Consider the following 18726-nt stretch of genomic DNA (forward strand, 5'->3'; position numbering starts at 1 on the left):
CTTTTCTAATCCAATTTAATTGTTGGTCCGCAACTTTAGGTTAATTTGCCCTTAACTCTCGCTTGCTATAATTTCCAAAATTAAAACCGTTTTAGGTTGGATCGCATTTAGGATTTTAAAATGAGACAAGGGCACTCTGCTTATAATTTACCAGATGAAGACGACTATCAAGCACCACGCTTTAGCCATGTGCTTTTTCGTCAGCTTGGTACATTTTTAGGTCTTGGCCTACTTATTTTAATTGGTCTTGCTGGCACCGCTCTTGCTACTTGGAATTTTGCCGACCCATCATTAAGCTTTGCCAATAATAACCCCGTTACCAACCAGCTTGGTTTTTGGGGCGCAGCCTATGCGGATATTGCCTTGCAGTTTTTTGGCCTTGCAGCTCCGGTTAATTTATTGCCACCATTTTTTTGGGCAATTTTATTACTGATGCAACGCGATATTCCAAAGCCCATAACCCGCATCATTCTATGGGGACTTTCAGGCATTTTCTTTGCAACCGCTATTGCAACTATTCCTCCTATTGCAGGTTGGCCTATGCCAATGGGCCTCGGCGGCGTTGTTGGTGATAAGTTTTTAGGCTTTTTTGACCAATTACTGTCCTTCATGCCCAAAACATTACGCGATATTGTTATTGCTATTGTTTTTACCCCCCTTGCTTTGATAACCGCTGCCTATGCTGGCGCAGTAATTGGGCGCAATAAAGCTAAAAAGCGCCAAAAATTAGCAGAAGTTAAACGATCCAACCGCGTTGAAGATTATGAAGATGCGCCGCGTGCCGGCATCTTTGTGACGATGTTTGGTTTAACCATGCATCTATTCATGCGCGTATCAGCATTTTTTGCACGGATCAAAGCAAAGCGCGCCGAAAAATTTGCCTTAAAAGAACAGCGTAAGCCATCAAACAAGCAAACGGACATACGCACAGCAAGACAAACCACAACATCGAACCAACGTGTTGAGCCAAACTTTAGCCAAGACATTGACGAGCGTGGCGATCATAATGCAATGCCCAACAATAATGAGCGCGTGGCGATAGAAACGCGGCAAAGCCTTACCACAGATCGCAAGCAAGATACAGGTCGGCAAAGTAACATTACCAAAAAAACCACTAGCAATGGCTTTGAATTGCCTCATCAAGAGTTCTTAGCTGAACCAAAAGAAACCTTTAAAGATGCTTCGCTTTCCAAAGATCAATTGGCGCAAAATGCCGAACTTCTTGCCCGCGTTTTAGAAGATTTTGGGGTAAAGGGCGCAATCATTGATGTAAGGCCGGGGCCAGTGGTTACACTTTACGAGTTTGAGCCGGCGCCGGGGGTGAAATCATCACGTATTATCAGCCTTGCCGATGATATTGCTCGCAATATGAGTGCTATATCTGCTCGTATTGCTGTGGTGTCAGGTCGCAATGCTATTGGTATTGAATTACCGAATAAACATCGTGAAACGGTTTATTTGCGTGAAATTTTTGAAACCCGTGATTATCGCGATAGTAAAGCAAAGCTTGGCCTTGCCTTAGGTAAAACGATTGGTGGCAATGCGGTTATTGCAGATCTTGCCAAAATGCCCCATGTGCTCGTTGCAGGTACCACTGGCTCGGGTAAATCTGTCGCTATTAACACCATGATTATGTCACTTCTTTATAAGCATACACCACAAGAATGCCGCCTTATCATGGTAGACCCTAAAATGCTGGAACTGTCAGTCTATGACGGTATTCCGCATTTGTTAACGCCGGTTGTAACCGACCCCAAAAAAGCTGTTGTGGCATTAAAATGGGCGGTGCGCGAAATGGAAGAGCGTTATCGCAACATGTCCAAACTTGGTGTGCGCAATATTGACGGCTTTAATGAGCGTTTGCAAAAGGCAAAAGAAAATGGCGAAAGCCTATCACGCACCGTGCAAACTGGCTTTGATAATAAAACAGGCAAGCCGGTTTTTGAAACCGAACATTTTGATATGACAACCATGCCCTATATTGTGGTTATCATTGACGAAATGGCCGACTTGATGATGGTTGCCGGCAAAGAAATTGAAGGCGCGGTACAACGTTTAGCACAAATGGCACGTGCTGCAGGTATCCATGTAGTTATGGCAACCCAGCGCCCGTCCGTTGATGTTATTACCGGTACGATTAAAGCCAACTTCCCAACCCGCATTTCCTTTTCGGTTACTTCTAAAATTGACAGTCGCACAATACTTGGCGAACAAGGCGCAGAGCAATTATTGGGCCAAGGCGATATGCTGTTTATGATGGGCGGCGGCCGCATTCAACGCGTACATGGACCATTTATCGGCGATCATGAAGTAGAAACCATTGTAAATCACCTTAAAACCCAAGGCACACCAGAATATCTTGATGCTGTCATGGAAGACCAAGGCGATGACGAAAGTGATAATTCAAGCAATAATAGTGGAATGGCCAATAGTGAAGATCCCTATGATCAAGCAGTTGCTATTGTTCTTCGCGATAAGAAAGCCTCAACATCCTACATTCAGCGCCGCCTTGGCATTGGCTACAACCGTGCGGCCTCTATCATTGAACGCATGGAAGAGGAAGGCATTATTAGCCCTGCCAACCATGCCGGCAAACGAGAAATATTGTTAGAAGACGGCAATGAAAATTATTAAAAAGATGATTTCATAAAACACCATAAAGACGGCAATCACACGGTTTTTATGTTTAAATGAAATGGAAAAATCGCGAAGTCAACAGATTTGCGCCATGAAACAGCCATAGCCAATAGTTAGAGTTTTGATTAATTGGCAATATGAGATACTTGCCTTAAAACAATGAGGTAATTCTATGCGTGGTTTCCAACTCATAAAAACAAGTTTAATCGCCGTCTTATTCAGCAGCTTTGCCACATCGCCATTATTGGCGCAAAATAATGCTGCAAACGTAAGCCAAGCAGGTAATAAACAAGCTGCAGCACAAAAAATTGCTGATCATTTTGCTGCCATAACCACAATGACTGGCGATTTCGTTCAATTTAGCCCCAAAGGCGAAATGAGCGAAGGCACATTCTACTTAGAACGCCCCGGAAAAATTCGTTTTGCCTATAAAAATTCCCCAATCCGTGTCATTTCTGATGGCAAGTCAGTAGTCATCAATAATAAAAAATTAGATACTTGGGATCTATATCAGCTTAGCCAAACACCGATGAAACTTCTGCTCGACAGCAAAATAGATTTAAGCGGCGGCAAATTATTAAATTTCGTAAGCGATAAAAATGCATCCACTTTGGAAATTACTGATAAAACCATGGGTGGTGGTAAACTGCGTTTAATATTTGATGCAAAAACCAACGAGCTTAAACAATGGACTATGATAGACCGTCAAAATCTTGAAACCACTGTGCAAATTACCAATTTACGTAGTAATGTACGTTTTGCTGACGGAATGTTTAGAATTAATTATCAAAATATTGCTATGAAAAAACCAGAAAAATAAAATCTAAGCCTAGTTTATAATCGGTTTTGCGATTTTTTTTGACATTGAACATTTGCAAATAGCCAAAGCATTTCATTGCTCAAACTCGACAACACTCAAAAAGGCTTTAGCAAGAATTTAGAGGATGAAGATGAAATTATTGAAAAAATTACGCCTTGCTTTTATTGCTTTGCCATTAGCTTTTAGCGCTGTTTCAATTACGCCAATGCTGGCGCAAGCTCAAAGTCAGCCCAAAAGCCAACAAGTAACAGCCCAAGAAATTGCTAACCACTTTGCTTCAATAAAAACCATGACCGGTGATTTTATTCAAATTGGTCCAAAAGGTGAAATGACCGAAGGCACATTTTACATGGAGCGCCCTGGACAAATCCGCTTCACTTATAAGGGCTCGGATATACGCGTGATTGCTGATGGCAAATCGGTGGTTATTCACAATAAAAAGCTTGATACATGGGATCTTTATCAGCTTAACCAAACGCCAATGAAATTATTGCTTGATAATCAAATTGATTTAAGCGGCGGTAAATTATTAGCATTTTCTACAAATGATAAAGTTGCCGTGATGGAAATTGCCGATAAAACCATGGGCGGCGGCAAGCTAAAGCTAATATTTGACCCCAAAACCTACGAATTAAGACAATGGACCATGATTGATCGACAAAACCAAGAAACAACAGTGCAAATCACAGAATTAAAAACCGGCGTTCGCTTTGCTGATGGCATGTTTAAAATAGATTATCAGCGCATTTCCATGAAGCGAAATAGAAACTAATAAAGCTTAAATATCTTATAATACAAAAGCCTTTGCATTAGATTTGCAAAGGCTTTTTTTTAACTCATTATGCTATCTTTTTTGATTAGAGCGTTTTTGCAAAAAGTGTGAAGCGGTTTTCGGAGAAAAAACGCGGTGCAGAAAATGGATTAGAGCGCCGATCTGATCCAATCAGATCGGCGCTCTAGTTAAATAGCCTATTAATTTGCCACGTTTAAAATACGCGCCGGCGTATAAAGTATCAATGATGCAGCTCCCTGTACAAAAGACCGCGCGCCTTTTATTACCGAATTACCGTCCGCAAGAAATGCTGCATTATCATCATTGTCTTCATCGCCTTTAAGAACCGAATGGGAAAGCGCACCATCTTGCACCAGTGCCATCAGTGTTGGTGATGAAGCAAACACCGCATGCGAGCCACCATCAACATTTGACATGTCAAAAACTGCAATTCCCGCTTTATTTAGCATTGCAATATCCGACCCATCACCAACGCGAGCGTGGCCACCGGTGATTGTTCCTGAAACTGTAAGTGCTTTATCGTTGCTAGAGACTTGAACAGCGGTTGATTTTGGCAATCCATTAATGTCTTTTAGCTGCATTTGAAAAACATCAACATCAATATCAGGTGCGGCAAGCAATAGATTAGAAATACGGTTGATTGGTCCACGTTGCTTTTTAAGCGCAAGAGTACGCAATGCTTCCATAGTCACATAATTACCCATCGAGTGAGCAACAACACTAACCTGCTTAGCATTTGTTTCTGATACTAATTGCAATAATTCAACAAGACCATCACGAGCATAATCGGCGCTGTCTCGATCAAAGACGTAAAGCCCTAAGGCACCACCTGATGGCCATGCATAGTGAACAGTTACAGCATTTAATTGATAATCATAGGCAATTTGCGCGGCTCTAAATGTACTTTCAGCAAAGTTATTATTGTAACCATGAATAAAAACTAGAATTTCTTTATTTTTTTGTGGCAAATTTGCTAAAGCACTATTTAAAGCACTTTTAAAATCTTGCCTATCTTTGTAGGTTTGCATAGAAACGGCAGCAAAATGCTCGCCAGAGTTTGGCTTATTACCATTAGCTTCCACGGCACCTTTTTGGTGGGCTGCAGGTATCCCAACATCAACACGTGCGAAATTTAAATGCGGTGAACGTTTCGAACCAAAAGGCAAATATAAATTATTTTCTTTACCGCGACTTGTAGCAACATAGACCGGCTGAACAGCAATTGGTTTTTTGGGTTGGATAAGTGCAGCTTTAGATGCCGCAATTGACGAAGCTGTCGCCATTTTATCATGCCAAAGAATAGCACGTTCATCGGTGCAGGCACTTAAAACAGCACCAAATACCAGCAATAATAAAAAACGGCTAACAAAAAACTTCATGATTGGTAAATCCATCTATTGAATAAATCAAACGCCAAAGACACAAAAATTTAGACGCTTCTAAGGCAAATGGCCTTAAAATTTCAATATACGTGAAAAGTTGCAATATTAAGAAGGTTTTAAAATCCTAAGGACTGTTGATATATTTATCGCAATATCAACATCCTATATGGTCAATAATAGTTCAACACCATTATTTTGCATTGCTTTAATTGCATGATCAAGCGAGCCATTTAGATCAATAGCACGACAAGCAGTTAAAACTACACTTACCTCAAAACCAGAACGCACACCATCAATTGCTGAATATGCAACACAAAAATCTGTGGCCAAACCGCATAGCAATATTTTTTTTATCTGGCGCTCAGTTAAGTAGCCTGCTAGCCCAGTTGGGGTTTTATGATCATTTTCAAAAAATGCCGAATAGCTATCAATTGCAGAATTGTAGCCTTTGCGCAATAAAAGCTCACTTTTTTGCCAGTGAAGGTCAGGGTGAAAATCGGCACCATAACTGCCTTGAATGCAATGATCTGGCCAAAGCACTTGTTTACCATAGGGCATTTCAATAATTTGGTAAGGGTCGCAGCCATCATGCTGTGACGCAAAACTTGAATGATTGTGAGGATGCCAATCCTGCGTTACAATAATATGATCATGGCAAGCGATAAGCTCATTAACCGGTGCAATAATATCATCGCCTTGGGCAACAGCTAATGCACCACCAGGGCAAAAATCATTTTGTATATCAATAACAATTAATGCCTTGTCACTCATCTATTTTCCCATTTTTAAAATTTAAAAAAAGCTTGTATTTTATGGCCCAATTTATAAGTGTGTTTTATATATTAAAAAAAAGGTAAAACCAAATGCAAAATATTTTGAATTTTATTAAAAAAAATGGAATTTCTGAAAGTTTTGTTACCGGCTTTATTGATGAGACGGATGGAGTAAAAAAATTTCATCCTTATTATTATATTTTTTATATAAAAAGCGGCAATAAACTCTTTAAAGTTTCAATCAATGAAAAAGATCTTTCTATTGTTATTGCTGAAGGAAAAATAGAATGTTGCTTTGATATCGACGAAGATGACGAATTTTGCTTTTCTTCCATCCATGAGCATCTATTTAAATGTGAAGATGCCGTTAGAGTTGACGATATTTATACTAAACGAGAACGTTTTGAAAAATTGGTAATAGAATATTCATATGGTCAAAATTTAAAAGGCATATTAATTGCAGATCCTCTTAATTTTTTCGGCTTCACTTTTCACAATGATGAAGTTCTTTGAAAACCAATAAAGCCTAGCATTGCAAAGCTCTAAGATTATACCAAATCTAGTTTTTTTATATGAAATCAAAATTTATTGTGTAAAGTTAATTATTAGTTAAAAAAGGACTTGTTTTTTACTGCAATATTGTTGTTGATAAACTGCCTTGATTAGAAATACGGCATATTTTGCATGAAACTGGCTGGAAGGGGAATTTTACAGCAGTTTTTGAAATTGCAATTTAAAAGCCAAATGTGGTGAGAGGGATAAGGTTAATTTAAAAAATGCCGGCGGTGGGTTTTTTCATAATCAATTTGAACATATCCAATATTTAGACCAATTGAGCTACTATCCTATAAAGATGGCGACATAAGTTTAAATATAACAGCTATCATTTTAAAATTGGCTTAAAACATATACAGCTCCTGCAATGGCATGAAGCAAGGCAAGTTATAATATAGATCGTCATTACAGGAGAATATAATGTCATTTATTTCCAAGCGGATTGTTGCAGGTCTTTTAGCTGTTTCAGTTTTGGCAAGCGGTTGTACCAATACAACAAGTGCAATTGACCCATCAACGATGACCCCAACGGAAATTGCTTTGCGTCAACAGCAAACTGAACGCACCCGCATTGTACAAGGTGTTGCAACTGGTGCTGTCGTTGGTGCGCTTGCAGGTGCAGCAATTGGTGCAATTGCTGGTGGCGATAGCCGCTCAATCACACGCGGCGCAATTATTGGCGGCGTTGGTGGCGGTGTTATTGGTGGTGCAGATGCAAACCGCGTTAATCAGCAGACCCGCGGCATTGCAGCCGAGCAAAGTGACTTACGCGCGATTATTGCCAATGCTGATAAGAGCATTGCCCATTACAGCAAAATCAATGGGTTGACTGGTCGCCTTATCACTGAAGAAACCGCTCGTCTTGCTAATAGCAAAAAAAGCCTTGCAAGCGGCCAGATGTCAAAAGAAGCCTATCGCAAACAAGTTGAAAGCGCCCGCGGCAATGTCAAGGTTGTTAGCCAATATGTTGATCAGGCAGATCAAGATCTTAATGATTTGAAGCGAGCAACAGCTAATAACAATAATGCTGCCGCTAAGCAACGTGTTGCCCAGTTAACCGCGCAACGCAATCAGCTTAAAAACCAATTGGCTCGTATGCAAACAGCTGTAAGCCGCGCTGATAGCTAATAATTTAACAGCTGCCGATTTGTCGATATTTTCACATATATCGGCAGCTTTTTATTAAAGGATTAAGTAAGAAATGACTGGTTTAAAGAAAAAACTTTTTCCATTGGTTGTCATTGGCATGTTAGGCGCCGTAACAGCCCTTACTGGTTGCCAAAGCTCTTGTACGGGTGACGCTCGTTTTGATGGCTATTATTGTGCACGTTCCAATATTTCAAATGGAACCTATACACAGCAGACCGCCCAATTAAGACAAACTGCGGCAAGCCGTCAAGCTAAGGCAAGCCAATTGCGTCAGCAATATAATCAAGCACAAGCTCGCCTTCGTGCAGCACGAAATAATCGCGCGACACCAGCAGCAGACATTTTACGTCTTGAGCAAGAGGTAAATTCACTACAGCGTGCTCTTAATCAATATGCTGGTTAAGAATAGCAGTTAAGTTTAATTTCTATTATAGAAAAATATCGGCGCTGAGAATATGGGGAAGACAGCAAGCCCCTATTGGCAGCGCCATTTATATTTTTCAGTAGTAGCGCATAATATTTACGCTTTGCGGCAAGCAAAATTTTGCCCCTTTAAAAGCGCATATAATTTGCGGTTAATAATCAATTATATAAGGTAAAAGCTGTGTTTTTTAAAAAGCTAATTTATACCCTTGGTATTATTTCCTGTGGTGTAATCATATCCTCATGCGGCGCTCGTAAAGATTACTCCGTAACCGAAATTACCAATTTTACAAACAGCCAAGCAAGCCGAGCAACTGTTCGCGTATTTGCATATGAGCGAGAATGTTTAGCAGGGAGTATTCGCGTACGACAGTTAATAGACGGAAAAATCGACTATCGCCAATTTACCATTCTCTCTTCAAGCGGTAGACATTATGGTGTTGTGGGCCTTACGGATAAAACAAAGAGAATGGCCACTTTTCCAGATTTTGGCTCAAAAAAAGCTTCTTTAGAAAAATTAAATGCTAAAGACATTATTGATTCATTTACAGTATTAAAGCCGGGGCGCTATGTTATCACCGAAGTAAAATGTTTTACAAACGGTCAACACTCCGAATGGATTGGTGAAACAGAAAAAACATTTTTTGGTACAAAAACTGCAGAGGTCATTAAACCCGTTCTTGGCGCTAATTATTTTGAGCTAAAGGAAAATGAATGGCTAGATCTTGGAAGCATTGAATTAAAGGGGTTTGAAGTTTCTTATCGCCAATATATTGGCATGTCTCTCCCTTATCCAGCCAATGAAAAGCTTAAAGAGATCTTGAATACAAGATTTCCCAACCTTGCAAAAAATATTACCTTTGGAACGGCAAGAGCAATGCCTTTATCTGTTTTAAGTCAACTAGATAATCGAACGACAGGTCACTAATATATAATTATTTTAACAGCTTTTAAAACAAAAGGCTCGGAAGCATTACGCATTCGAGCCTTTTTAAAATAGAAATTTATGATGTCAAATTAGAAAGAATTGTTTTCTTCTTCCTCGTCTTCATCCTTACGCTTCATAGAAGAAAGCTTTGCAAAGATCTTGTCAGCATCAAGCTCTTCTTCTTCATGGCCGCGATCATAGCCATAATTTTCAGTCGCAGATGCTGGCAACAAGGTTTCATCGCGTGGCATATCAGCAGGGCGATTTTTAGCAGCTTTTTCAACTTCAATATCAAGATCAATCTGCGAGCAAAGACCAAGAGTTACAGGGTCACGAGCAACAAGAGTGCCTGAATTCCAGTGGGTACGGGTGCGGATTTGCTCAATAGTTGATTTAGTTGTGCCAATAAGACGTGAAATTTGTGCGTCTTTTAATTCAGGATGGTTTTGCACAAGCCAGAAAATAGCATTTGGACGATCCTGACGCTTTGAAAGCGGTGTATAGCGTGCTGTGCGACGCTTGCTTTCAGGAATACGCACTTTTGGATCAGCTAATTTCAAACGTAAATCAGGATTTTGTTCGGCACGCTTAATGTCATCACGACTTAATTGTCCGGTATTGATTGGATCAAGACCTTTAATGCCTTGCGCGGCTTCACCATCAGCAATTGCTTTTACTTCCAGTGGATGCAATTTGCAAAAAGCAGCAATCTGATCAAAAGATAAAGCAGTATTGTCAACAAGCCATACGGCGGTCGCCTTGGGCATCAGCAGCTGGTTAGCCATAGATATAATCCTTCTGTTCGCCCGCACCGGTTTTGCGGGACGTGGGTAAAAGCCACATTTTTTCCGGGAAATTTGTTATCCTTATATAGTGATTTTTATCTTGCGGCAAGTAGGCAATCAATAAAACCGGCTTGTACCATTAGTTTAGAAAGCATCAATATAAGCTCATAACACCAACCGCTTGAAATTTTATAGCTGTCGTCTTACCTATAAAACATAATATTTATTATAAAAATGCGTTAAATCGGCTTTCAAATCTTTAGAAAATTATGGCAATCATTAATCTTCATAAAAACCATCCACTTGATGACGGGCGACAATCTGAACGCGCACTTTTTGTGCGGCGTGGCGTTATGCGACTATTATTAAGCCTTGGCTTTGCGCCCTTAAGCGAATTATCGCTGGCTGATGGTCGGCGTGCTGACCTTTTAGCGGTGTCATCAAAGGGTGAAATTTGGATTATTGAAGTCAAATCCTCCATTGCTGATTTAAAGGCCGATAATAAATGGCCTGATTATCGGGCATTTTGTGATCGGCTGTTTTTTGCAACCCATAGTGACGTGCCAATGGATTTATTTCCTGAAAATTGTGGATTTATCCTTGCTGATAGTTATGGCGGCCATGTCCTGCGTGAAGCACCAGAGCACAAATTAAATGCTGCACGTCGTAAAGCCGTGATCCAACGGTTTGGTAGAGCTAGCGCCACACGATTAGCACGCGCCGAACTTGATGGATTAATCATTGACCAAAAGCAGCTTGATTGTGAAAATACAGACTGAAAATAAAAACTAGCTAAAGTCTTTGTTTTTTAAGATTTTTATTCCCTTACCTTTTACCACCTCTTTATTGACATAAAGATTTCTTTATGTCATTTAAGTGGAGCGGCAAGGGAGGAGTTTGTCAAAACAATCTTTGTCCGTACCCAAACTGCAAGCTTCGCGCCTTTAAGTTTTAAGCCGAAGATTAAGCAATGAGCCTATTATTTTATAACAATGCGCCGATAACGACCAAGGATCATGTATTATGAGCGAATCTTTCTCTTCACTTTTTGAAAGCAGTAAGGCAGCGGATGATCGCCTTGCAATGCTCAAAAAAGCCGCTAAAGAGCGCATTCTTATCCTTGACGGCGCAATGGGAACACAGATACAAGGTCTAAGCTTTGAGGAAGAACATTTTCGCGGCCACCGCTTTGTAAGTTGTGATTGTTTGCTAAAAGGCAATAATGATCTTTTAACCCTTACCCAGCCAAAAGCCATTGAAGATATTCATTATCGCTATGCCCTTGCTGGCGCAGATATTTTGGAAACCAATACTTTTTCATCAACCTCAATTGCGCAAGCTGATTACGGTATGGAAGCGGAAGTTTACGAGCTTAACCGCGATGGCGCACGCCTTGCTCGACGCGCAGCATTACGCGCGCAAGATTATGATGGCAAAATGCGCTTTGTTGCAGGTGCTATTGGACCAACCAACCGCACTGCATCACTTTCGCCGGATGTTAATAATCCAGGCTATCGCGCTGTCACTTTTGATGATTTACGCATTGCCTATGGCGAGCAGATTAGAGGACTGATCGATGGTGGTTCGGATCTTTTACTTATCGAGACGATTTTTGACACATTAAATGCAAAGGCGGCTGTTTTTGCTGCTGAAGAAGTGTTTCTTGAAAAGAATATCCGTTTGCCGATTATGATTTCAGGTACGATTACCGATTTGTCTGGTCGAACCTTATCTGGGCAAACGCCAACCGCCTTTTGGTATTCACTCGCCCATGCCCAGCCTTTTTCATTTGGGCTAAATTGCGCGCTTGGTGCCCATGCGATGTATCCGCATATAAAAGAATTGTCGCAAGTAGCAGATACGCTTATTTGCGCTTATCCCAATGCTGGTCTTCCCAATGCTTTTGGTGAATATGATGAAAGCCCAGAGGCGATGGCGGAGCAAGTCGCCAATTTTGCAAAGGATGGTCTTATCAATATTATTGGTGGTTGCTGTGGTTCAACGCCTGAACATATTGCCGCTATTGCTGAAAAAGTTAAAGAATTTAAACCAAGACAAATTCCAACAATTGAGCCGCGTTTACGCCTGTCAGGCCTTGAGCCTTTTACTTTAACTGATGATATCCCTTTTGTGAATGTGGGGGAGCGTACCAATGTGACCGGCTCGGCACGGTTTAAAAAGCTTATTACCGCAGGTGATTATAGCGCGGCATTAGAAGTTGCCCGTGCGCAGGTTGAAAATGGTGCGCAAATTATCGACATTAATATGGATGAGGGGCTAATTGATTCTAAAGCCGTTATGCATGAGTTTTTAAATCTGTTAGCAGCTGAACCTGATATTGCCCGCGTGCCGATTATGATCGACTCGTCTAAATGGGAAGTGATTGAAGCAGGCTTAAAATGCGTGCAAGGTAAATCCATCGTCAACTCAATTTCTATGAAAGAGGGCGAGGAAAAATTTATCGAGCAAGCTCGTCTTGCCCGCAGTTATGGCGCCGCCGTTGTTGTTATGGCTTTTGATGAAGTTGGCCAAGCTGATACACGCGAGCGTAAGGTTGAAATTTGTACTCGCGCTTATAATATTTTAACTCAGCAAGTTGGCTTTCCGCCGCAAGATATTATTTTTGACCCCAATATTTTTGCCGTTGCCACTGGTATTGAAGAACATAATAATTATGGTGTCGATTTTATTGAAGCAACCCATGATATTCGTGCCACCTTGCCGCATGTCCATATTTCTGGCGGTGTATCCAATCTTTCTTTCTCATTTCGCGGTAATGAACCGGTGCGTGAAGCCATGCATGCGGTTTTCCTTTATCGCGCCATTGCTGCCGGTATGGATATGGGCATTGTCAATGCTGGCCAATTGGCAGTTTATGATGCCATTGACCCAGATTTGCGCAAGGCTTGTGAAGATGTTGTGCTCAATAGTGATGATGGCGCGACTGAGCGTCTATTAACTCTGGCCGAGAATTATCGCGGCCAAGGTGGGCAAGCAGCTAAAGAAAAAGATATGTCTTGGCGCCAATTGTCGGTTGAAAAGCGGCTTGAACACGCGCTAGTCAACGGTATTTCAGAATTTGTTGAGGCTGACACTGAAGAAGCGCGGCTACAAGCTGAAAAGCCACTTGATGTGATTGAAGGGCCGCTCATGGCGGGTATGAATGTGGTTGGCGATCTTTTTGGCGCTGGCAAAATGTTTTTGCCACAAGTGGTTAAATCTGCCCGCGTGATGAAGCAGGCGGTTGCGGTTTTATTGCCCTATATGGAAGATGATAAATCCGGCAAAACCCGCTCAAGCGCGGGTAAAATTGTTATGGCTACGGTTAAAGGTGACGTGCATGACATTGGCAAAAATATTGTCGGTGTTGTGCTTGCTTGTAATAATTATGAAATTATCGACCTTGGGGTCATGGTGCCGGCAGCTAAAATTTTAGAAACCGCCCGTGAAGTTAAGGCCGATGCCATTGGCCTATCAGGGCTTATCACACCATCGCTTGATGAAATGGTCAATGTTGCCAGTGAGATGGAAAAAGAAGGCTTTGATATTCCATTGCTGATTGGCGGCGCAACCACAAGCCGCGTTCATACAGCGGTAAAAATTCATCCACGTTATCAACGTAGCCAAGCGGTTTATGTGCTTGATGCAAGTCGCGCGGTTGGCGTCGTATCATCACTCTTGTCGCCCGATAGCCGTGACGCAACAATAAGCGATATACGTGAAGAATATGCCAAGGTTGCGAGCGCCCATGAGCGTGGGGAAGCGGCTAAAAAACGCTTACCGCTTGCAGAAGCACGCGCTAACGCTTTTAAGATTGATTGGCAAAATTATTCGCCACCAAAACCAACATTTCTTGGCACCAAGGTTTTTGATGATTGGGATCTTGCTGACCTTGCCCATTATATTGATTGGACACCTTTTTTCCAAAGTTGGGAGTTAAAAGGGCGTTTTCCAGCTATTTTACAAGATGAAAAGCAAGGCGAAACGGCACGCCAACTTTATGATGATGCACGCCATATGTTGGATAAAATTATCAAGGAAAAATGGTTCCACCCAAAAGGGGTTATCGGTTTTTGGCCAGCCAATACAATTGGTGATGATATTGCTTTGTTTACTGATGAAACACGCAATGAACAATTGGCAACCTTTTATACACTTCGCCAGCAATTAAGCCGGCGTGAAAATGTTGCAAATCTTGCCTTGGCTGATTTTGTTGCACCGCAAACTAGTGGCAAAGCTGATTATCTTGGTGGCTTTGTGGTAACTGCTGGTAATGGCGAACAAAGCTTTGCCGAAAATTTTGAACGCGCCAATGATGATTATTCGTCTATTTTAGTGAAAGCTTTGTCGGACCGTTTTGCTGAAAGCTTTGCCGAGCGTATGCATGAAGAAGTGCGCAAAAATTATTGGGGCTATGCAAAGGATGAGGCCTTTACACCAGAGCAATTGGTTGGGGAACCCTATAAAGGAATTCGGCCAGCGCCTGGCTATCCTGCCCAGCCAGACCATACTGAAAAACGAACCTTGTTTGATTTGTTAGATGCCACCAAGACAACAGGGGTGGAGCTTACAGAAAGCTATGCCATGTGGCCAGGATCAAGTGTTTCTGGGCTTTATTTTTCACATCCAGAAAGCTATTATTTTGGCGTTGCCAAAGTTGAGCGTGATCAAGTGGAAGATTATGCTGCGCGCAAAAACATGCCGGTTGGTGAGGTTGAACGTTGGCTTGGGCCCATTTTAAACTATATGCCTAATAAGCTAGATGCGGCTTAATTGAAGTTTTCAATCTATTAAAGCCAAAGTAAGTTATAAAGGGCGCTGTAAAAGTGCCCTTTATTTTTCATCTAAAAAGCAATTTAATTCGAATAGTTGCGCTTTTATGTGGAAAAATGCGCAAAATTCAATTATAGCATTTTATCAATGGCAGATGTTTGCTCCCATCGCTCAAATGCATTCGTCAAACATCTCAAGCATTTTGTTGGTACAAAATTGCTTCATCCTTATTCTCTAAAACTGGTAAACGGCAAAAAGCATGAAATTTCTCGATCAAGCAAAAGTATATATTCGCTCCGGCAATGGTGGCGCTGGTGCGGTCTCTTTCCGCAGGGAGAAGTTTCTTGAATTTGGCGGCCCCGATGGTGGTGATGGCGGACGTGGCGGTGATGTTTGGGCTGAATGTGTTGCAGGTCTTAATACTTTGATTGATTATCGCTTTCAACAGCATTTCAAGGCTAAAACTGGCATGCATGGCATGGGCCGTAACCGCACCGGTGCTAAAGGTGAAGATGTTATTTTAAAAGTACCAGTTGGTACGCAAATTTTTGAAGAAGATGACGAGACCCTAATTTGCGATTTCACTCGTGTTGGCGAGCGTTTTCGCTTAGCAAAAGGCGGCAATGGCGGTTTTGGTAATTTGCATTTTACCACATCTACTAACCGCGCACCAAGGCGTGCCAATCCCGGTCAAGATGCCGAAGAGCGCACCTTATGGTTGCGTTTAAAATTGATTGCTGATGCGGGTCTTGTTGGCTTGCCTAATGCTGGTAAATCAACCTTTTTGTCAAGCGTGACCGCAGCAAAACCCAAAATTGCTGATTATCCTTTTACCACTTTACATCCCGGCCTTGGCGTTGCCCGTATTGATGGCCGTGAATTTGTGATTGCTGATATCCCAGGTCTTATCGAAGGCGCCCATGAAGGCGTTGGCATTGGTGATAAGTTCTTGGGCCATGTCGAGCGTACGCGCGTATTATTGCATCTTGTTTCAGCACGCGAAGAAGATGTTGCCAAAACCTACCGCACCATTCGTGATGAATTGGCAGCCTATGGTAATGGTCTTGATGAAAAGCCAGAAGTTGTTGCGCTGTCGCAAGTTGATATTTTAACCCCTGAAGAACGCGCTGAAAAAATGTCGGAGCTTGCAAAGGCTGTAGGATCTCCCGTCCTTGCCCTATCAGGTGTGACCCGTGAAGGTTTGGAAGGTGCATTGCGCATGTTGATGAAAAACATCGACGAGAGCCGCATTGAGGAAACAAGTGAGGCGTAAAATTTGATGGCGGCGGTCAAACAATCATTAGCAAGCTATAAGCGTATTGTGGTTAAAATTGGCTCTTCCCTTTTGGTTGACCCAAATTCTGGCCTTAAACAAGACTGGCTTGCCGCCATTTGTAATGATATTGCCGCACTCAAAGCCTCTGGCACAGAAATTATGGTTGTTTCCTCTGGCGCTATTGCCTTGGGGCGTACCTTGTTATCTATTCCATCGGGTGCGTTAAAACTGGAAGAAAGTCAAGCTTTTGCGTCGGTTGGGCAGATTGAACTTGCCCGCGCCTATAATGAAGAATTGCAAAAATTCCAGTTGCGCACGGGGCAAATTTTATTAACCCTTGACGATACCGAAGAGCGTCGGCGTTATCTCAATGCACGTGCCACCATGAATACTTTGCTAAAATTGGGCATTGTACCGGTTATCAATGAAAATGACACGGTTGCCACCAGTGAAATCCGCTATGGCGACAATGATCGCCTAGCCGCGCGCGTTGCAACAATGATGGGTGCAGATTTGCTTATTTTGCTATCGGACATTGATGGGCTTTATACTGCACCGCCGCATTTGGATAAAAATGCTAAATTATTACCAGTGATTGATGCCATTACCCCAGATATTGAGGCTATGGCAGGCGTTGCGGCATCGGAATTATCACGCGGCGGCATGAAAACTAAGCTTGATGCTGGTAAGATTGCCACGAGCGCTGGCACGGCAATGATTATCACATCAGGCAAGCGGCTTCATCCACTTAAAGCTTTGGATGAGGGTATTCCTTATAGCCTCTTTAAACCATCAGAGCGCCCAGTCAATGCGTGGAAAACATGGATAGCCGGTCAGATTGAACCAATGGGTATTTTACAGGTTGATGAAGGCGCAGTGCGCGCCTTGCTTGCTGGCAAATCACTTTTACCCGCTGGTGTTGTTTCAGTATCGGGTCAATTCCATCGTGGTGATACGGTTGCGATTGTGCGCCCAGATGGCGGCGAAATTGCTCGCGGGTTAATTGCCTATGATAGTGATGAAGCACGTCGCATTGCTGGCCATAAAAGCACGGAGATTGCTGATATTTTGGGTTATGATGCGCGTTCTGCCATAATTCATCGCAATGATATGGTTGTGCATAATTAGGGGGATATAATGCCAGATCATCATCAAAATCATAGTATCGCCAGTGCCATGCTTGATATGGGAGTGAAAGCACGGCAAGCCCAGCGCAGGCTAAAATCAGCCTTGCCGGAACAAAAGACCGCTGCGTTAAAAGCCATTGCCGATGAAATTTCTAATAATTGCCAAGCCATTCTTGCTGCCAATCAATTAGATATTGAGCAAGGGACAAAAGCTGGCATGTCGGCAGCATTGCTTGACCGTTTACGCTTAGATGAAAAACGCATTGCGAATATTGCTGACAGCGTGCGCATGATTGCCGATTTGCCGGATCCAGTTGGTAGCGTCATTGATGAATGGGATCGTCCTAATGGTTTGCATATTCAAAGGGTGCGCACGCCGCTTGGAGTTATTGGCGTTATTTATGAAAGTCGCCCCAATGTAACCGCGGATGCGGCTGCCCTTTGCCTTAAGGCTGGCAATTGCGTCATCTTGCGTGGTGGCTCGGATTCTTTTCATTCATCAAGTGCAATTTATCAAGCAATTAAAGCAGGGTTGTTAGCGGCTGGCTTACCACAAAATGCAGTGCAAATGGTTAAGACAACCGACCGTGCTGCGGTTGGCGAAATGCTTAAAGGTCTTAATGGTGCAATTGATGTGATCGTTCCACGTGGTGGCAAAAGCCTTGTTAAGCGCGTGCAAGATGAAGCAAGAGTACCAGTCTTTGCTCATCTTGAAGGTATTTGCCATATTTATATTGATAAATCCGCCGATAAAAATATTGCTAATGAGGTTGTGCTTAATGCAAAAATGCGCCGTACTGGTATTTGTGGCGCAGCTGAAACCTTATTGGTAGATCGCCATTTTGACATGCAAGCATTGATTGCTATTTTGAATAATCTTGTTGCTAAAGGTTGCGAAATTCGCGGCAGCACTGAAATATTGCAAATATTTGATAAGGCAGTTCCAGCAAGTGATGAGGACTGGTCAACCGAATATCTTGATGCGATTTTGTCGGTGCGTTTTGTTGATGGCATTGATGAGGCGATTGACCATATTGAACACTATTCATCACATCATACAGAAGCCATTATTGCTGAAGATCCTCAAATTGTTGAAAGATTTTTTAATGGCATCGACTCAGCCATTCTAATTCACAATGCCTCAACGCAATTTGCCGATGGTGGTGAGTTTGGTTTTGGGGCGGAAATTGGTATTGCTACGGGTAAAATGCATGCACGTGGGCCAATTGGTGTTGAGCAGCTTACCTCGTTTCAATATCATGTATTGGGCAAAGGGCAAATAAGACCTTGAGCGACAAGCTAGCC

General features: G+C 42.2%; 15 protein-coding genes. 12 read left to right on the forward strand and 3 right to left on the reverse strand.

From position 1 onward, the window contains the following. Positions 1-120: 120 nt before the first annotated feature. The 3 genes from N6B01_RS10400 to N6B01_RS10410 all read left to right on the forward strand — a co-directional run bounded on the left by N6B01_RS10400 (position 121) and on the right by N6B01_RS10410 (position 4229). Positions 121-2634, forward strand: a complete 2514-nt coding sequence (locus N6B01_RS10400) for an FtsK/SpoIIIE family DNA translocase (RefSeq protein ID WP_262078645.1) — start codon at positions 121-123, stop codon at positions 2632-2634. Positions 2635-2809: 175 nt separating this feature from the next. Continuing rightward, complete coding sequence (locus tag N6B01_RS10405; protein ID WP_262078646.1) at positions 2810-3457, forward strand: LolA family protein; 648 nt, start codon at positions 2810-2812, stop codon at positions 3455-3457. A gap of 205 nt (positions 3458-3662) precedes the next feature. Then, positions 3663-4229 (forward strand): LolA family protein, encoded by a 567-nt coding sequence (locus N6B01_RS10410; protein ID WP_410007264.1) that lies wholly within the window; start codon positions 3663-3665, stop codon positions 4227-4229. A 200-nt stretch (positions 4230-4429) separates the two neighbouring features. On the opposite strand, the gene N6B01_RS10415 is transcribed toward N6B01_RS10410, so the two are convergent. Together N6B01_RS10415 and pncA are read right to left on the reverse strand one after the other, a co-directional pair. Continuing rightward, entirely contained in the window at positions 4430-5629 is a 1200-nt protein-coding gene (locus tag N6B01_RS10415; protein WP_182417705.1) for an alpha/beta hydrolase, read from the reverse strand. Between the two features lie 165 nt (positions 5630-5794). Further along, the gene (pncA, locus tag N6B01_RS10420) at positions 5795-6403 is read right to left on the reverse strand and encodes a bifunctional nicotinamidase/pyrazinamidase (protein WP_262078648.1); all 609 of its coding nucleotides are present in this window, start codon (positions 6401-6403) and stop codon (positions 5795-5797) included. 92 nt (positions 6404-6495) lie between these two features. On the opposite strand from pncA, the gene N6B01_RS10425 reads away from it, so the two are divergent. The 4 genes from N6B01_RS10425 (at position 6496) to N6B01_RS10440 (ending at position 9460) form a co-directional block, all read left to right on the forward strand. Continuing rightward, positions 6496-6918, forward strand: coding sequence for a hypothetical protein (locus N6B01_RS10425; protein ID WP_262078649.1), 423 nt, complete (start codon positions 6496-6498; stop codon positions 6916-6918). A gap of 462 nt (positions 6919-7380) precedes the next feature. Continuing rightward, positions 7381-8088, forward strand: coding sequence for a YMGG-like glycine zipper-containing protein (locus N6B01_RS10430; RefSeq protein ID WP_262078650.1), 708 nt, complete (start codon positions 7381-7383; stop codon positions 8086-8088). Positions 8089-8161: 73 nt separating this feature from the next. After that, positions 8162-8512, forward strand: coding sequence for a hypothetical protein (locus N6B01_RS10435; RefSeq protein WP_182417709.1), 351 nt, complete (start codon positions 8162-8164; stop codon positions 8510-8512). A gap of 201 nt (positions 8513-8713) precedes the next feature. Further along, the gene (locus N6B01_RS10440) at positions 8714-9460 is read left to right on the forward strand and encodes a hypothetical protein (protein WP_262078651.1); all 747 of its coding nucleotides are present in this window, start codon (positions 8714-8716) and stop codon (positions 9458-9460) included. Between the two features lie 89 nt (positions 9461-9549). Here N6B01_RS10440 and N6B01_RS10445 read toward each other — a convergent pair whose 3' ends face one another. Then, on the reverse strand, positions 9550-10245 hold the full coding sequence (locus tag N6B01_RS10445; protein WP_182417711.1) for a DUF1013 domain-containing protein: 696 nt from the start codon (positions 10243-10245) through the stop codon (positions 9550-9552). A 269-nt stretch (positions 10246-10514) separates the two neighbouring features. On the opposite strand from N6B01_RS10445, the gene N6B01_RS10450 reads away from it, so the two are divergent. The 5 genes from N6B01_RS10450 (at position 10515) to N6B01_RS10470 (ending at position 18712) form a co-directional block, all read left to right on the forward strand. After that, a complete protein-coding gene (locus tag N6B01_RS10450; RefSeq protein ID WP_262078652.1) occupies positions 10515-11024 on the forward strand; it encodes an MmcB family DNA repair protein in 510 nt (169 codons plus the stop codon). A gap of 244 nt (positions 11025-11268) precedes the next feature. After that, the gene (metH, locus tag N6B01_RS10455; protein ID WP_262078653.1) at positions 11269-15018 is read left to right on the forward strand and encodes a methionine synthase; all 3750 of its coding nucleotides are present in this window, start codon (positions 11269-11271) and stop codon (positions 15016-15018) included. A gap of 259 nt (positions 15019-15277) precedes the next feature. After that, the gene (obgE, locus tag N6B01_RS10460; protein ID WP_182417714.1) at positions 15278-16291 is read left to right on the forward strand and encodes a GTPase ObgE; all 1014 of its coding nucleotides are present in this window, start codon (positions 15278-15280) and stop codon (positions 16289-16291) included. Between the two features lie 6 nt (positions 16292-16297). Continuing rightward, positions 16298-17422, forward strand: coding sequence for a glutamate 5-kinase (gene proB, locus N6B01_RS10465; protein WP_262078654.1), 1125 nt, complete (start codon positions 16298-16300; stop codon positions 17420-17422). 6 nt (positions 17423-17428) lie between these two features. After that, positions 17429-18712: a glutamate-5-semialdehyde dehydrogenase gene (locus tag N6B01_RS10470; protein ID WP_410007265.1), complete on the forward strand. Its 1284-nt coding sequence runs from the start codon at positions 17429-17431 to the stop codon at positions 18710-18712. The last annotated feature ends 14 nt before the right edge of the window (positions 18713-18726 follow it).

The organism is Bartonella sp. HY406, from assembly GCF_025449315.1.
Lineage (GTDB): Bacteria > Pseudomonadota > Alphaproteobacteria > Rhizobiales > Rhizobiaceae > HY038.

Excerpts from the sequence above, each read along its gene's own strand:
- N6B01_RS10405 (WP_262078646.1), top strand. The coding sequence starts at position 2,810 with ATGCGTGGTTTCCAACTCATAAAAACAAGTTTAATCGCCGTCTTATTC.
- proB (WP_262078654.1), top strand. The coding sequence starts at position 16,298 with ATGGCGGCGGTCAAACAATCATTAGCAAGCTATAAGCGTATTGTGGTT.
- N6B01_RS10450 (WP_262078652.1), top strand. The coding sequence starts at position 10,515 with ATGGCAATCATTAATCTTCATAAAAACCATCCACTTGATGACGGGCGA.
- obgE (WP_182417714.1), top strand. The coding sequence starts at position 15,278 with ATGAAATTTCTCGATCAAGCAAAAGTATATATTCGCTCCGGCAATGGT.
- N6B01_RS10445 (WP_182417711.1), bottom strand. The coding sequence starts at position 10,245 with ATGGCTAACCAGCTGCTGATGCCCAAGGCGACCGCCGTATGGCTTGTT.
- pncA (WP_262078648.1), bottom strand. The coding sequence starts at position 6,403 with ATGAGTGACAAGGCATTAATTGTTATTGATATACAAAATGATTTTTGC.
- N6B01_RS10415 (WP_182417705.1), bottom strand. The coding sequence starts at position 5,629 with ATGAAGTTTTTTGTTAGCCGTTTTTTATTATTGCTGGTATTTGGTGCT.
- N6B01_RS10410 (WP_410007264.1), top strand. The coding sequence starts at position 3,663 with ATGCTGGCGCAAGCTCAAAGTCAGCCCAAAAGCCAACAAGTAACAGCC.
- N6B01_RS10435 (WP_182417709.1), top strand. The coding sequence starts at position 8,162 with ATGACTGGTTTAAAGAAAAAACTTTTTCCATTGGTTGTCATTGGCATG.
- N6B01_RS10430 (WP_262078650.1), top strand. The coding sequence starts at position 7,381 with ATGTCATTTATTTCCAAGCGGATTGTTGCAGGTCTTTTAGCTGTTTCA.
- N6B01_RS10425 (WP_262078649.1), top strand. The coding sequence starts at position 6,496 with ATGCAAAATATTTTGAATTTTATTAAAAAAAATGGAATTTCTGAAAGT.
- N6B01_RS10400 (WP_262078645.1), top strand. The coding sequence starts at position 121 with ATGAGACAAGGGCACTCTGCTTATAATTTACCAGATGAAGACGACTAT.
- metH (WP_262078653.1), top strand. The coding sequence starts at position 11,269 with ATGAGCGAATCTTTCTCTTCACTTTTTGAAAGCAGTAAGGCAGCGGAT.